Here is a 15,010-nt window from a genome sequence, read left to right on the forward strand (position 1 = left end):
GATAATATACTTACCGAATTTAAAGGTAAGATTCATAGCATTTATATGTGTGGCTCGATTCCAAAAGGAACTGCTAAACCTTTTGAGTCAGATGCAGACTTTACTATTGTATGTATAAATCCCAAAGATATTGATTACGAAAGATTGTCAAATATTAAAGACAGACTTTTGGAAGAATATCCAGTAGTAACTAAGATTGATACGATAATTTGCTCGATTGACGATGTATTAAGTAAACCAAATGAGTGGGGTTTTTGGATTAAGATAATATGTGTTTGCATATATGGTCATGACGTTGGTGAAAAAGTACCACCGATAATTATTTCTCCGGCGTTCATTTTAGACTTAAATACAGAGACCAAGGAGGAAGTAGACCGTATACATCGTTTACTTTCTAATGCGAGTGATAACACAAAGAAAACTAGATATATTAAAGGTTATTCTAAGAGATTAATTCGTGCATTATACTCTCTGGTTTTAGAAGATACAGGTGTATGGCAAGATGACATTATTAAGATGAAGAATGCCATATTAAACTATTGTGAAATTGACCCCGCTTTAGTTGATTATCTGTATGCTTGTTACTTGGATAGTAATGTACTTGTTGAAGAGTTTCTGGGAATTGCAGAAGAAGTATATAGCTATTTTGAGAACGCCTTAAATGCAATGGCTGCTTCCAGAACTACCTTCGGCTAACACCATTGACGCTCCGAGTCGCTCTGAGAAGCGAGTGATCACATCCGGCCCCTAAGCCCGTTGGGACGTCACTGTATTAGGTGCTCGGCAAGCCTCACAACTATAAGCAGCGACTCTAATTAAAACACAAGACCATTAGCTAACGGTAGACGTTACTTTAATTGCACAGCCTGCTGGCGAGATCCGGCAGGCTGTTAAGCTAAATGGAAGTAGAGTTCAATCAGGGGAATTGTTAAAATGAGGGAAAACCTGAAGGGGGCTATATATGCTTCCAATAAAAGTTGACGAAGTCCCAAACGAGATAATTGACCACTTAGGGACAATAATTGACATCAGATTTCCTAGGCAAGGCCATACATCAGATGTGGGAATAGTTGAAGGCGCGAAGGGACGCTTTGTTCTAAAACGTGCAAAGGGCGAGCAATATTGCTCTTGGTTATCGAACGAAGTACGCGTCCTTAAACAACTAAATAACACACCATTACCAGTCCCTGAAGTTTACCGATTTGTAGAGCAAACAGAAGAAAAACAATCTTGGGTATTGTCAGAGTTTTTCGAGGGGGAAACCTTAAGGGAAGCACTTCCTAAAGAAAAGAATAAAAAGAAGAAGGAAGAAATGATATTCAGTTTTGGCGTGGTTTTAGCACAAATTCATTCAACGCCATGCCCAAAAGGTATGGTGTGGGATTCTGTTTGGTTGGAGGAAATGTTGCGGCGAGCAGAATTTAATCTTAAACACTATTCGGTAGATGGAACGCCTGATTTATTGAAGGAAATAAAAGCAAACAAACCATCGCCAGTTAAGAACACCCTCATTCATGGTGACTTCACTATTGATAATGTAATCTTCCACAATGGAAAGGTAACCAGCGTTATTGATTGGAGCGGTGGAGCATTCGGAGATCCAAGATATGATTTGTCTTTAGCGATTCGCCCAAAGCCCAATGCGATTGAAACGAATTCAGAGATCGAAGTGTTCTTTGAAGGATACGGAAAAAAGAGATTAGATGAACAAGAATATAAATATTTTGAGAATGGCCTATACGCATTTTTCTAACTCAGAAGAACGTACGGGCGTATGTCCCACCAGACTTCGCTTCGCAACGGAGTTCCCTATCGAGAGGAGAAGCAACAGATGATATTGGAACAAGAGGTCCAAGTGATATCGGATGTTATCTATGGGGATACGGATGGAAAGACGCTGCTTCTCGACATCGCCATGCCAGCACAGTCGGCTGGAAAGCTTCCGATCGCATTGTGCATTCATGGGGGTGCGTGGTTATGGGGAGACAAGGCAGAACCTTCGGAGAGCGGAATGTCCATTCGTCACTTCGCAGCCAATGGCTATTTTGCCTCCAGTATCAATTATCGATTGAGCAACGAAGCGATATATCCCGCGCAGCTGCATGATGCGAAGGCGGCGGTACGTTGGCTTCGGGCGGTGCGGAATAGAACCTTTTTAGGGAGTGCTAGCTAATGCTAAGCTTTAAAAACACGACAAAGGAAATTTCAAATAGCGGGATTGATACAGCTATTCTATCAATAGGCGCAACGGAGCAGTTTGGACCGTATTTGCCCATGCATTTAGATACGCTTATCGCAGAGCTATACGCTGATGCTTATGGGAGAGAATTAAATGCGTACGTGTTGCCCACATTTCCGTTTAATACTTCTGAAGAACATGCCAATTTTAAGGGGACAGTTACAGTTAGCCCCAATATTCTAACAGCGATGTTAGAGGAGATGATTTGCAATCTAATAAGACAAGGATTTAGTAAGTTTTTGGTTTGTACTGGTCACGGCGGATCATATTGGGAGGGTGCTTTCGTCAAACATATTAATTACAAGTACCCCGAGATTATCTTGATTTCCGCGAATCATAATAATCATCTTGCATGGGAAGAAGCAGTTGAATCGGCAGGTTTAAAAGGCTTAAACGAAATGCACGGTGGTTTATTATCAGTTTGTACAGCGATGTGGCTTTGTCCGGAACTGGTAAAAAACCATTCAATGGGTTCAGACATACCTTCGGAAAACCGTCTTTATGCGGATTACTTAGGATGGGACAAGCTAACTCAGGATGGTTGTTGGGGGAAGTTTGAAGAAGGAATTTATTCGCATGATGAATTAGCTGAAAAAGGTAAGACATTTTGGGAAACATTTATTCAAAAAAGAACTGAAGGTTTGAAACAAATCCTTGATGAGGGATATCGTCGAAAAATCCAAGAGGGCCCATAAACAAAGGTTAATCAACGAAGGAACAATCCATAAATAGCGAGGAAAATGGAGGAATAAATGAATATTAAACTTGATGAGCTGAACTATGCCTTAAACAAAATGTTCAAGATGGATATCGTCGCCGTCGACTACCAGACGATGCCGTTACAGGGCGGAACGGTGGGAAATGTGTACCTGGTATCGGGGACCGCAGAAACGGCGAAAGGCGAAAAATTGCCGTATCGTATCGTACTGAAAAATCAGAAGAAATGGGAGCGTTACGGCGATCCGGGTTCATGGCGTCGAGAATATGATCTCTATTCGTCTGACATGGGAGCGACTTTCTCGGAAGCCCTCCGCTGGCCGACCTGTTATCATGCCGAGTTCAATGCCGAGGGTAATGAATACGATCTGTGGCTGGAATATATCGATGGCGTAACCGGTTTAAACCTGACCGGCGCCATGCATGAAAAGGCTGCGCTTGAGTTAGGGCGTTATCAAGGCAGGCTGTATGCGGAGCAACCCGCCGCGCTGCAAAGCCTGACCAACCTGAGCCATGCAGACTTCATGAAGAATAAGTATCTACATTATCGATCATGGCCGGTCGTCTATGACTATGTACGATCGGAGGACTGCGAATTGCCGCTGTACGTGCGGCAAATGCTCATCGACATCGATAAGCAAGCAGACGGGATATTCGCCCGAATTGAAAAATTGCCCCTCGTGCTATGTCACCGGGACTTCTGGGTAACCAACCTGATCTACGCTGACGGGAACTTCGCGCTCATCGATTGGGACACCAGCGGATGGGGCTATCTGGGCGAGGATCTCGCAAGCCTCATCGCGGACGAACCCGACATCGATCACATGGTCGAACACTACCAGCGATGTATCCCGGCGTATTACAAAGGCTTTTTGGAGTATACGGATGCATCCCAAATCGAGGACCACTGTGTCTACGATATCATCCTTCTCGTATTCGGGTACAGGCTTGTGGAGGGATATCTCCATGCAGAGACCGATCAAGAGAAGACGAATTACGTTCGTACTCTCCAAAAAATCTATGAAATGAAGACCATACCGTTGATGGCCGCATCAGCCTGATGTAACGGGTTTTCGTTAAGTTAAACTAAGCCTGCCGGTTTTTTCGGCAGGCTTTTGATCTGCCCGGAAACGCGGATCGCGGGGGTTGATGGATGGATGGATGGATGGCTCGTCGAGCTAAAGCTGGAGCAGTGAAGAGGAATGTTCGACGCTTCCTCGAATCAGAATCGATACATCATGTTCTTTGTGATAGGATTATGTTTGATAGTAACATAATTATATGCTTATCGAACATTTCATCATTCATTCAACGAAAGAAGGCGCGGGAAAGATGAAAAAGCTGCATCTGCTCAGCAATGCCCACTTGGATCCGGTATGGCAATGGCAATGGGAGGAGGGCGCGGCAGCGGCGGTGTCGACATTCCGCGCGGCTGCCGAATTTTGCGAATCGTACGATGGCTATGTCTTCAACCATAACGAAGCGATCCTGTACGAATGGATCGAGGAGTATGAGCCGATTCTGTTCGAGCGGATCCGCACGCTCGTAGCGGACGGGAAATGGCATGTCATGGGCGGTTGGTATCTGCAGCCCGACTGCAACATGCCGTCCGGCGAATCGATAGTCAGGCAGATCCTCGCCGGCCGAACGTACTTCCGCGACAAGTTCGGCGATTACCGGGAGCCCACGACCGCGATCAATTTTGATCCCTTCGGCCATTCTCAGGGGCTCGTACAGATTATGAATCTGGCGGGCTTCGACGCTTATCTGTTCATGCGGCCCGACGACATGCCTCTCCCTATGCAGGACTTCGTCTGGCAGGGCTTTAACGGCAGCTCGGTATTGGCGCACAAGATCTGGGGCGGCTACAACTCGCTGCTCGGCCAATCGGTCGAAAAAATCGAGCGGTGGCTCAATGAAAACCCGGATGTAGAGCTTGGACTCGTCCTCTGGGGCGTAGGCAATCACGGCGGCGGGCCTTCCCGGCTTGATCTGGACGAGATCGCGGCGCTTCAGGCGAGGACGGAGAGGATCGATATCGTCCATTCGACTCCCGAAGCCTACTTCGCCGAGTTAGCGGCTTCGCGGACGCTGCCTGTTGTGGACCGGGACCTGAATCCCCGGTTCGTGGGCTGCTATACGTCGCAGATCCGGATCAAGCAACAGCACCGCAAGCTGGAAAACGAGCTGTTCATGACGGAAAAAATGCTGTCCGCCGCCGCGTTCGCCGGGCTCCTGGCCTATCCGTACGCCGACTTGCAGGCAGCGCAAAAAGATCTGTTGACCAGCCAGTTCCACGATATTCTGCCGGGCTCCTCCGTACAAGGCGTGGAGGAGACGTCGTTGCGCGGCATCGACCACGGGCTCGAGATCGCGAGCCGTCTTCGCGCGCGCGCCTTCTTCGCGCTGGCCGCCGGACAGCCCGCCGCTCTTCCCGGTGAATACCCGATCCTCGTCTACAATCCGCATCCTTTCCCGGTGCGCGGCATATGGGCATGCGAGTTTATGCTCGAGGATCAGAATTGGAAACCGGAATTTTCAAGGCCCGTCGTGTACCAGGGCGGCGTCCGACTGCCGACGCAGCCGGAGAAGGAGGAGAGCAATCTGACGCTGGATTGGCGGAAAAAGGCGGTGTTCGAAGCGGAGCTTGCGCCGATGTCGATGACACGCTTCGACTGCCGCATCGAACTTCTGCCGGAGAAGCCGTCGCCGTCGCTTGCAGTGCACGACGGCAAACTGACGTTCAAGACCGAGCGCCTCACTGTTGTCGTGAACGCTGCGACCGGCCTTGTCGACGAGTACGCCGCCGACGGCGTCTCCTACCTGATGCCCCGCGCCTGCCTGCCGCTCGTCCTCGCCGACAACGGCGATCCGTGGCGTATGGACACGGATCGCTTCCGTGACGTTGCGGGTGAATTCAGCCTGCTGCCGCCGGGAGAGGGCTCTGACTTCTCCGGCGTAACCGGCCGCTTATTGCCTTCCGTGCGCGTGATCGAGGAGGGGGAAGTGCGAACGGTGATCGAAGCGGTGTTGTATTACCGGGATTCGCGTATCGTGCAGACGTACAAGCTCCCAAAACGGGGGACTGCCATTGAAGTTCATGTGCGCGCGTATTGGAACGAGAAGGATCGCATGCTGAAATGGTCCGTACCCACGCGGCTCGGAGAAGCGGCCTCCTATCTCGGGCAGACGATGTACGGCGTCGCCGCGCTGCCGACGAACGGAGACGAAGCGGTCGCCCAGAAATGGGTCGCCGCGAGCGACGGCACCCGGGCGCTAACCATTACGAACGACGGCGTCTACGGATCTGACTTTACGAACGGCGAGATTCGAATGTCGCTGCTGCGATCCCCGGCGTATTGCGCGCATCCGATCCTCGAGCGGCCGCTCGTCGTGCAAGACCGGTTCTTGCCGAGGATCGATCAAGGCGAACGCCAGTTCACGTTCTGGATTGATGCCGGTCCGGCGGTACAGCGGCTGGCCGCGATCGACAGGGAAGCGCTAGCCGCCGCCGAGAAGCCTTTCGCATTGTCTTTCTTCCCTTCAGGGGAAGGTAAAGCGCCTGCAATCCCGTTTTTACTAGAAGACGATGTCGTCCAAGCGACGGCGTTCAAGCGAGAGGAGCGCGGCGAGGGCTATATATTGCGACTGTTCGAGCCCACTGGAGAGCCGCGCGATACGGCGATCGTAATGAACGGCGGGAGGGACCGCTATCCGGTCTCGCTCCGCGGCTTCGAGATCAAGACTTACCGGCTGCACCCGGTCGAAGGCGTGCGCGAAGTGACGCTGCTCGAACGCGACCTCTGAGCCAAGTTGGATGGAAGAGAACCAGATTCACAGTTCACACCTTATACGGTTAACATTCATGCCAAATAGCGTCGGGTCGATAGCGATCCGGCGCTATTGGCGTTCCTCGATAGCCAACGCGTGCCCATTCGTTGCATCAATTTTCGTCTATTTATGGCCGTCGTGCACGGATTCGCAAGATTTGACGCAAATTGAAGTGTACAGGTCAGAGAAGTGACGCTAGATTTAGGGTGCAGCGGCAGTATTTCTGCTTCTCACGGAATGCTCCCGCGCAAGGAACGTGAAGCGCAGCATTTTGGCTAAAGGAGATCGCAAGATGAAAAAACTGAAAGTCGGTATCATCGGCTTGGGCGAGATCGCTCAAATCATTCATTTGCCGATATTGGAGTCGTTGCCGGAACGGTACGAGATCGTCGCATTCTGCGACATCTCTCCGAGGCTGCTTGCCTTAATGGGGGAAAAGCATCGCGTTAAAAACTTGTACGCCCATGCTTCGGATATGCTCGACGGGACCGAAATGGACGCGGTATTCGTGCTGAATAACATGGAGTATCATACCGAATGCACGGTCGCGGCGCTGCGAAGAAATATTCATGTATTCGTGGAAAAACCCATGTGCGTAACCGAAGCGGAAGCGCATGACATCATACGGGAGCGGAACGCGTCGAAAGCGCAGGTCATGGTCGGTTACATGCGAAGGTTCGCGCCGGCTTACCTGCGCGCGCTGGAGGAAGTGCGTGCGCTGGGTCCGATCAACTATGCGCGAGTACGGGACATGATCGGACCGAACGCGTACTTCACCAGACAGTCGGGCACCCACACTTACCGGTTCGGCGATATCCCGGCCGAAGCCGTCCAGGACCGCAAGGAGAGAAATGCAAGGCTGATGCAGGAAGCCGTCGGCGAAGCCTCCGACGGAGACTATGCCGCGTACGGTCTGCTGCTGGGCTTGAACAGCCACGATATCTCCGCGATGCGGGAGATGCTCGGCATGCCCCTGCGCGTGAAGTCGGCCACGTCCCGGCAAGGCGGAAGATTCAAAAACGCCATCTTGGAATACGACGGATACGATGTCATGTTCGAGACCGGCGTGGACCAGCAAGGACGGTTCGACGCCCATATCGAGGTGTACGGCGAGCGCAAATCGGTTCTGGTTCAGTTCGATACGCCGTATTTGCGTCAATTGCCGACGACGCTGCGGATTCGGGATACGATCGGAGATGCGCTGGAGGAGACGGTCGTCCGTCCGACTTACAAGGATGCGTATACTTGCGAGCTGGAATATTTCTATGAGGTGGCGGCGAACGGCTTGTCTCCGAAGACGTCGCCTGAGGACTACCTGCAGGACTTGAAGGTGTTCAAAATGATGATGGATGCCATCCGGCAGGGGGCGTAGAAATGGGCGAGACGGAGCCGCGCGACGGCAGGCAAGCGGACGCGAATATGGACGCGAATATGAGAGTCGGCGGGGACGCTATGCCGGACCTGAGATGGCTGCCCGTGCCCGGCGCGCCTTTCCGCGTGACCGGACTGCCATGGCTTGCGCAGGACGGCGTCTTCCGGAGACTGCCGGTCCGGCCCAGTCACCCGATCCGTCCGGAGGTGGACCGGCTGGCGAATTATACGACGGGGGTGCAGGTCCGGTTCAGGACGGATTCTCCGAGACTGTACGTACGCGTGAAGCTGGCGGACAAGTACAGCATGTATCAGTTGGCGGCCACGGGCCAATGCGGGATCGATTGTTATATCGGCGGGCTCGGCGATCAAAAGTACATCAACACGACGCGCTTCGACTTCACCCAAACCGAGTACGTCTCCGTTCTGTTCGACGCGCTGCCGCGCGGTCTGCGGGATATCACGCTCAATCTTCCTCTGTATCAAGGCGTGCAGGCGTTGTGGGTCGGCGTCGAGCCCGCTTCGGAGATAGCCGGATTCCCAGGCTTCCCGACCGACAAGAAGGTGCTGCTCTACGGCACCTCGATCACCCACGGCGCCTGCGCGACCCGTCCCGGCATGGCCTATCCCAATATTTTAAGCCGGATGTTCCCGCTCGAATTCGTCAATCTCGGATTCTCGGGCAATGCGCAGGGAGAGCCCGAGCTCGCCCATCTGATCAGTCAGATCGAGTCGCCGGCCATGTTGATACTGGATTATGAGGCCAACACGCCGAGTACGGATCATCTGAGGGAATCGCTGCCCGCGTTCATAAACATCTATCGCAGCGTCCATCCTGCAGTGCCGATTCTCGTGTTGTCGCAGATCCGCATGGCCAGGGAGGCATTCGACGGCGACGCGGCTGCCCGACGCGACGAGCGCAGACGGATCCAGCTAGAAGAGGTCGAGCGGCGGCGGCTGGCGGGAGACGACCGCATTCACTTTGTCGACGGCACGGAGCTGCTCGGCGAGGCGGATCAGGATTGTACGACGGACGGCATCCACCCGTCGGACTTGGGTTACGACCGCATCGCGGATAGACTTCGGCCGGTACTAGCCAGGCTGCTCCATTCAATCGTTGAGGCATAAAGGAAGGTGCTGTTGATATGAGTCGGTCCGAGACGGACAAGCGACTGCGGCGGGTTACGCTGGAGATGAGTTTAAAGCCTTTTACGAGCATGGCGCTGCCGGCGATCGAAGCGGTATGCGAAGAAGCGATCCGGCAATGGCTGCCGCTGATCGGCATGGCGGACGGCTGCTCGATGCTGCTGTGGGTGGCGGACGGCAGCGAGATTCTGGAATGGGACGGCAACGGGGAGCGCGAGATCGAGTGGGGGCGCTATATCGGCTTTGCGAACGAGGATCGGTTCGGGCATATCCAGCCGAACGATCCCCGGATCGCCAAGCTATATCGGCCGGACGCCTGCGCGATCACGTACGGAGATTTGCGGACGATCGTGGCGGCGTTCAAGCGGATCGCCCGCGACCGGTTCGGCGTGTCGATGGAAGTGGGCGCGACCTTCGACGCCGGGCCCGAGTTTGCCTACTCCGACTTTAAGTATACGCGGCATCCGGAGATCAACCGCGCCAAGCTGGGGGGCAAGGAGGTCGCGCTCAAGGCCGATTATACGGTGGTCTGCACGTGGTCGGAGCTTTGCGGAGACTCGGCCGCCTATGCCGCCTATCCGGACGGCATTCCCGTGGGCACCCCGTTCGGCGAGTTTCTCGGCCGCCAGTGCGCCAGCTTCCTCCCCGCGCTCGGCTTCGATTATATTTGGTTTTCGAACGGCTTCGGCTTCTCCTATTTTCCTTGGACGTACCTGGGAGCGAACTACGACGGCGTCTCGATGCCGATGGCGGACTACCGGGAGCTGACGGACCAGACCCTGTCGTTCTGGGAGCATTTCAAGCGAGAATGCCCGGGTTATCGCACGGAGGTACGCGGCACCAACTTCGGGACGGGGATGGATCTGGCCAAGGATTTCATTCCGCTGCAGGAGATGTACCGCAGAAAATATATCGAGCTGCCGCCGCCGAACTCGCCGTGGGGCGCGCTCAACTTCGACTTTGGCCTGGAGATCGCGTCCTATATGTCCCGCATCGCGGTATTGCCGGGCGATACTTACCCTTATCGCTTCTATCCGAACGATCCCTGGTTCTGGCAGAATCCCTGGTGGGACCTGTACGACCGGGAGCCGCACGATATTTATTGCCCGCTGTCGGTCGCCCGGATGAATGTCGACGGCGAGCTTGAGAATCCGGGCATTATCGAGCTGCTGACGATCGATACGGAGAAAGGCGAACTGAATGCGGACTGTCCCGCGGAGGTGATTCCCCATCTGCGCCGGGCGATCGAGGACTTTCCCGATCAAGCCGGCATCCTTACCTGGCTGTATCCGTTCAGCGAGTACCATGCCGCCGTGGAGCGGTCGGCGGAAGCCGCCAAATCGATCTTTTTCGAAGAATGGTTCGTCCGCAATGCGGTGAACGAGGGGCTGCCGCTCAATACGGTGCTCAGCACGGACGACTTCGCGGCGATGAAGGACGGGGCGAACGGCAAGCTGCGGGATACGATCGTCTGGACGCCGGCCTCCTGGCTGAAGGGCGCGAATGCCGAACGGCTGGCCGCCTTCGTCCGCGAGGGAGGCAGGGCGATCGTCTACGGCAGCATCGAGGACCGGGAGCTGCAGCAACTGCTGAATCTCCGGCAGGATGCGGGGCTTCAGGGCGAGATCGCGCTCTCCTGCAAGCTGCCGCAGGACCGATTGTCCGAGGCGTCCGCTTCCTCCTCCGTCTTCCTCCACGATCCGCTGCTCGGCGGAGGCGCGCTCGGCGAGGTGCTGAACGACGCGGACGATCCGGGCACGAAGGTATGCGCGACGGGCAGCCAGGGCGATCGGGTACGCGTGCTGGCGCTGACGCGGGAGCTGCCGGCGTGGAAGGGCGGCAAGATCGGCTGGGTTCGCGGCTCCCTGCCCTTCGAATCCGGCGGCGTGTCCCATCTGCCGAACCGCCATCCCGAGCGGTTCAAGGACATCTCGGCGCTCGCCCGGCAGCTGCTCGCCGAGTTCGGGTACGAGCTGCAGCAGGTTAAGCAGGAAGAATCGGATAAGCCGGCGCTCCTGTTCGTCGCTCGCCGCGACAATGGCTTTTTATTTACGGGCTGCCGTCAGGACACGTCCGTGACCCTTCGCCTGCGCTTTCCCGAAGGGGTACCGGCGATCATCGGCCAGACGACGAGGGCGGGCGAAGGTGCCGCGCCGTATACGCCGGACCGCACCTTCCATGACGAATGCCGCGTCTTCGTCAAGCAGCGCGAGACGACCTCCGTCTCCTGCCGGGAGCTCGCGCCAGGTCCGACGCCGAGGAAGAGCTCGGAGCGGATGCTCTTCGTCGCCGGTCTGCGAGAGGCGGAGGTCACGATTTACCCGCCGCTGGCAAGCCTGCATGCCGGAAGCGTAGAAGTGCGAGGCGAGTCTGCGTATCTGGATCTCGCGGACTGCATCCGGAGCGATCGTCTCGTTCTGACGAATATCAGCGGCGCGATCGAGATCACATGGTAAATGAGGGGGAGTCCGAGTGAAGCACAAGTTTGCCGTGCAGCTGTACACGCTGCGCAATGAATGCGAGCGGGATTTTCCCGACACGCTCCGAACCCTTGGACGAATGGGCTGGGCCGGCGTCGAGACGGCCGGACTGCACGGCCATGCGGCCGAGGAGATCGCGGAGGTATTGCGCGAGGCGGGGCTGAAGACGGCGGGCATGCATATATCCGTCGAGCGTCTGCGAGCCGAGCCGGATAGCGTCAAGGCGGAGGCGCGTACGCTCGGCACCCGCCGGTTGATCTGCCCGTCCGTGCCGCATGAGTGGCGCCACGAGCAGGGCTATATCCGGCTGCGCGAGGAATTGAACGCAGCTGCGGGCGAACTGCGCGACGAGGGGTTCACGGTCAGTTTTCACAACCATGCCTTCGAGTTCGAGACGCGCGTCGGCGCGACGGATGCGCTGTCGTACCTGCTCGCACCTGAACCGGACAACGCCATATTGGCTGAGATTGATGTATACTGGGTGAGCCGGGCAGGAAGGGACCCCGCGGCGTTCGTGGCGCCGTATCGCGGCCGCATGCCGACGATGCACCTGAAGGACATGACCGCCGACGAACGCAGGACGTACGCGGAGATCGGAACGGGCCGGATCGACTTCGAGGCCCTGCTTCTGTGGGGGGAACGCAGCGGGGTAGAATGGTATGTCGTGGAACAGGACATCTGCGAGGGCGACCCGCTGGACAGCGTGCGGACCAGTCTGGACAACCTCCACGCGCTGGCCGACAGGCTCGGCATCTAGACTGTAATTTTAGACCCAAGCAAGGGGCTGGCGTATGCCGGTCCTCTTCGGCATTTTGCACGCAAGGCAGCGAAGACGATCTCTTCTGCCTCGGAGAATGAGAGGAGATTCCCGCATGAAGCGATTCGGGGCCAAGGCTTATTATATTAAAATGCTGCTATGGATCAGCGTCGCGATATTGCTCATCGTCGTCGTGCTGTCCGCCGTCGTCTATATCAATGCCCAGAAGCTGCTCGTCAAAAACGAATACGCCTCCAACCAGAAAATCCTGTATCAAGTCAAATACAATATGGAATTCATGGACCAGACGATCGCCAGCCTGTGCCAATCGCTCTATCTCAACAGCGACGTGACCGCGGTCATGTACGCCAGGCAGGAAAATATGGTCGAGGTGGCCAACCGGCTGAACAAAGTGACCAGCTCCGTCACCTCGGCCAATCCGTACATTCATTCGCTCACGATCTATAACCGGAACCTGGATCAGGCGTACAATGCGGGCAGACCTCTGTTTTTCGAAGATCGACTGCTGAGCGCGCTGTACGATTCGGACCGGCTGCTGCCCAAGATGAAGCCGATCTTCCGCAACATTCAGAAGCTGGTGAACGGGAAGACCGAGCCGGAATATGTGTTTTCTTACGTGATGTACGAGACTTCGGCGGACGACCTGAAGCCCGACGGCGTCATCGTGGTCAACGTCCGGTCCGAATGGCTGCTGGACAATATCAGCGAGATCAATATGATCGACAAACGCAAGGGAGACAATATTTTTATACTGGACCAGGCCGGCGAATACTTGGACGACGGCACGGGCGACCGGGAGATCATGAAGTGGCTGAAGAACGACTTTTCGGCCTATCAAGCGGCTCATCCCGATGCCGAGGCGGAAGGGTTTTTTCAGCGCAAGCACGGGGGCAAGCCCTATCTGATCACGTATTCGAACGTCGAAGGCGCCGGGATGACGCTGCTCAAAACGCAGCCGGTCCTGGAGGTGTATCAATCGATCGACAGACTCCGGACCAGCATTCTGCTCATCACGCTGATCGCCCTGCTGCTCGCGCTCGTCGTCTCGATTCTGATCTCCCGGACCATCTATCGGCCGATCGGCAATCTGGTGAACGCGGTGAAGCAAAACAGGCCGAGCAGATCGGTCGAGGTCGAGGTCGTCGACGAGATCTCTTATCTAAGCACCGTCTACCGGCAGTCGGCGGAGGAGCTGAACCTTTTTTACAAGGAGAAGGATCAATACAAGGATGTCATGAAGCATTATTGGCTGAGCCGGCTGCTCGCGGAGCGCTTTTCCATACCGGGGACCGAACTGGCGACCTTGTTCAGGGAGATGAGGATCGCCCTGCCGCTGTCGGGCGCGTATGCGGTCTGTTTGCTCAAGATCGATAACTACAAGGAATTCCAGCAGCGCTTCTCCGCACGGGATAAGGAAACGATCCGGTTCGCCCTGATCAATATCGCCTCCGAGATCGTGGCGGGCAAATATCCGAACGAAGGCATCGACATGAAAGAAGACCATGTGCTGCTGATCGTAGGCGTGCCTGAGGGGGATGAGGCATGGAACGACGGACTAGCGGCGCTGCTGGTCGAGGCGCAGGACCATTTTTCCCGCTTCTTCAAAGTGACCTTCACCGCTTCGATCAGCGGCAAGGCCGAGGCGCTCGGCGGATTGCACGCGCTGTATACGCAAGCGATGGACCAGTCGATGTACCGTTTGCAGCTGGGCCATGGCTCCGTCATCACGCCGGAGCGGCTCCGGGGATGCGCCGACAACAAAAAAACGGGTTATTCCAAGGAACTGGAAGATTGGCTCATGGAAACGATCAAGTCGGGCAACGTCGCCGCGATGAGGGACGTGCTGGCGAGCCTGTTCGAGGAGATGGCGGCGCTGAATTATCACAACGCCCTGATCTCGATACTCCGTCTGGCGGATACCGTGATCGAAGGGCTGGACAAGGCGAAGGTAACGGCGGCCCCCTCCTTGCAGAAGGCCTCGATCGGCAGGCATGTCCTGGAGAAGGAGACGATGGCCGAGATCGAGCGCATCGTCTGGAGCGGCTTGCAGGACTCGTTCAACAAGGAGACGTCAGAGGATACCGAAGCGCTCAACTACTTCGTCGTGGACGCGGTGACGGAATACGTCCATCGCAATTACCAGGATCCTTCTCTGAGCCTGTCCTCGATCGCATCGATGATGAAGATCTCTACGCGGAGCTTAAGCAAGATCTACAAGGAAGCGACGCAGCTGTCGATCGCGGATCTGATCAACGGCGTGCGGTTGACCAGAGCGGCGGAGCTGCTCATCCAGGAAGATCTGAGCGTCTACGAGATCGTGCAGAAGGTCGGCATTACGAACGAGACGTATTTTTTCAGCTTGTTCAAGAAGAAGTACAAGATGACCCCGAAGGAGTATGCCCTCCAGCGAAAAGCAAACCAAATCAACTAGCGACGTCTTCTGGTCAA

General features: G+C 55.3%; 11 protein-coding genes. All 11 read left to right on the forward strand.

Annotation, left to right across the window (positions count from 1 at the left end; translation table 11 throughout):
* On the forward strand, positions 1-696 hold a 696-nt coding region (locus PQG80_RS26495; RefSeq protein WP_271754737.1), incomplete at its 5' end, for a nucleotidyltransferase.
* Between the two features lie 265 nt (positions 697-961).
* On the forward strand, positions 962-1,753 hold the full coding sequence (locus PQG80_RS26500) for a phosphotransferase family protein (RefSeq protein WP_271754738.1): 792 nt from the start codon (positions 962-964) through the stop codon (positions 1,751-1,753).
* Between the two features lie 78 nt (positions 1,754-1,831).
* A complete protein-coding gene (locus PQG80_RS26505) occupies positions 1,832-2,173 on the forward strand; it encodes an alpha/beta hydrolase (protein WP_271754739.1) in 342 nt (113 codons plus the stop codon).
* Positions 2,173-2,934: a creatininase family protein gene (locus PQG80_RS26510; RefSeq protein WP_271754740.1), complete on the forward strand. Its 762-nt coding sequence runs from the start codon at positions 2,173-2,175 to the stop codon at positions 2,932-2,934. Before PQG80_RS26505 ends, PQG80_RS26510 begins: the two co-directional genes overlap by 1 nt.
* A 57-nt stretch (positions 2,935-2,991) precedes the next feature.
* Positions 2,992-4,017 (forward strand): aminoglycoside phosphotransferase family protein, encoded by a 1,026-nt coding sequence (locus tag PQG80_RS26515; RefSeq protein ID WP_271754742.1) that lies wholly within the window; start codon positions 2,992-2,994, stop codon positions 4,015-4,017.
* 271 nt (positions 4,018-4,288) lie between these two features.
* The gene (locus PQG80_RS26520) at positions 4,289-6,763 is read left to right on the forward strand and encodes a glycoside hydrolase family 38 N-terminal domain-containing protein (RefSeq protein ID WP_271754743.1); all 2,475 of its coding nucleotides are present in this window, start codon (positions 4,289-4,291) and stop codon (positions 6,761-6,763) included.
* Between the two features lie 316 nt (positions 6,764-7,079).
* On the forward strand, positions 7,080-8,159 hold the full coding sequence (locus PQG80_RS26525) for a Gfo/Idh/MocA family oxidoreductase (protein WP_271754744.1): 1,080 nt from the start codon (positions 7,080-7,082) through the stop codon (positions 8,157-8,159).
* A gap of 2 nt (positions 8,160-8,161) precedes the next feature.
* Positions 8,162-9,286 (forward strand): SGNH/GDSL hydrolase family protein, encoded by a 1,125-nt coding sequence (locus tag PQG80_RS26530; protein ID WP_271754745.1) that lies wholly within the window; start codon positions 8,162-8,164, stop codon positions 9,284-9,286.
* Between the two features lie 17 nt (positions 9,287-9,303).
* The gene (locus tag PQG80_RS26535; RefSeq protein ID WP_271754746.1) at positions 9,304-11,760 is read left to right on the forward strand and encodes a hypothetical protein; all 2,457 of its coding nucleotides are present in this window, start codon (positions 9,304-9,306) and stop codon (positions 11,758-11,760) included.
* 16 nt (positions 11,761-11,776) lie between these two features.
* Positions 11,777-12,541 (forward strand): sugar phosphate isomerase/epimerase family protein, encoded by a 765-nt coding sequence (locus PQG80_RS26540; RefSeq protein WP_271754747.1) that lies wholly within the window; start codon positions 11,777-11,779, stop codon positions 12,539-12,541.
* Between the two features lie 115 nt (positions 12,542-12,656).
* Positions 12,657-14,993: an AraC family transcriptional regulator gene (locus tag PQG80_RS26545; RefSeq protein ID WP_271754748.1), complete on the forward strand. Its 2,337-nt coding sequence runs from the start codon at positions 12,657-12,659 to the stop codon at positions 14,991-14,993.
* Positions 14,994-15,010 lie beyond the last annotated feature (17 nt).

The sequence above is a fragment of the Cohnella rhizoplanae genome, assembly GCF_948329515.1.
In the GTDB taxonomy this organism is placed as follows: Bacteria; Bacillota; Bacilli; order Paenibacillales; family Paenibacillaceae; genus Cohnella; species Cohnella rhizoplanae.

Bases quoted from the DNA above. Each gene is read 5' to 3' on its own strand.
- PQG80_RS26510 (WP_271754740.1), top strand. From the start codon at position 2,173: ATGCTAAGCTTTAAAAACACGACAAAGGAAATTTCAAATAGCGGGATT.
- PQG80_RS26500 (WP_271754738.1), top strand. From the start codon at position 962: ATGCTTCCAATAAAAGTTGACGAAGTCCCAAACGAGATAATTGACCAC.
- PQG80_RS26525 (WP_271754744.1), top strand. From the start codon at position 7,080: ATGAAAAAACTGAAAGTCGGTATCATCGGCTTGGGCGAGATCGCTCAA.
- PQG80_RS26520 (WP_271754743.1), top strand. From the start codon at position 4,289: ATGAAAAAGCTGCATCTGCTCAGCAATGCCCACTTGGATCCGGTATGG.
- PQG80_RS26515 (WP_271754742.1), top strand. From the start codon at position 2,992: ATGAATATTAAACTTGATGAGCTGAACTATGCCTTAAACAAAATGTTC.
- PQG80_RS26535 (WP_271754746.1), top strand. From the start codon at position 9,304: ATGAGTCGGTCCGAGACGGACAAGCGACTGCGGCGGGTTACGCTGGAG.
- PQG80_RS26530 (WP_271754745.1), top strand. From the start codon at position 8,162: ATGGGCGAGACGGAGCCGCGCGACGGCAGGCAAGCGGACGCGAATATG.
- PQG80_RS26505 (WP_271754739.1), top strand. From the start codon at position 1,832: ATGATATTGGAACAAGAGGTCCAAGTGATATCGGATGTTATCTATGGG.
- PQG80_RS26545 (WP_271754748.1), top strand. From the start codon at position 12,657: ATGAAGCGATTCGGGGCCAAGGCTTATTATATTAAAATGCTGCTATGG.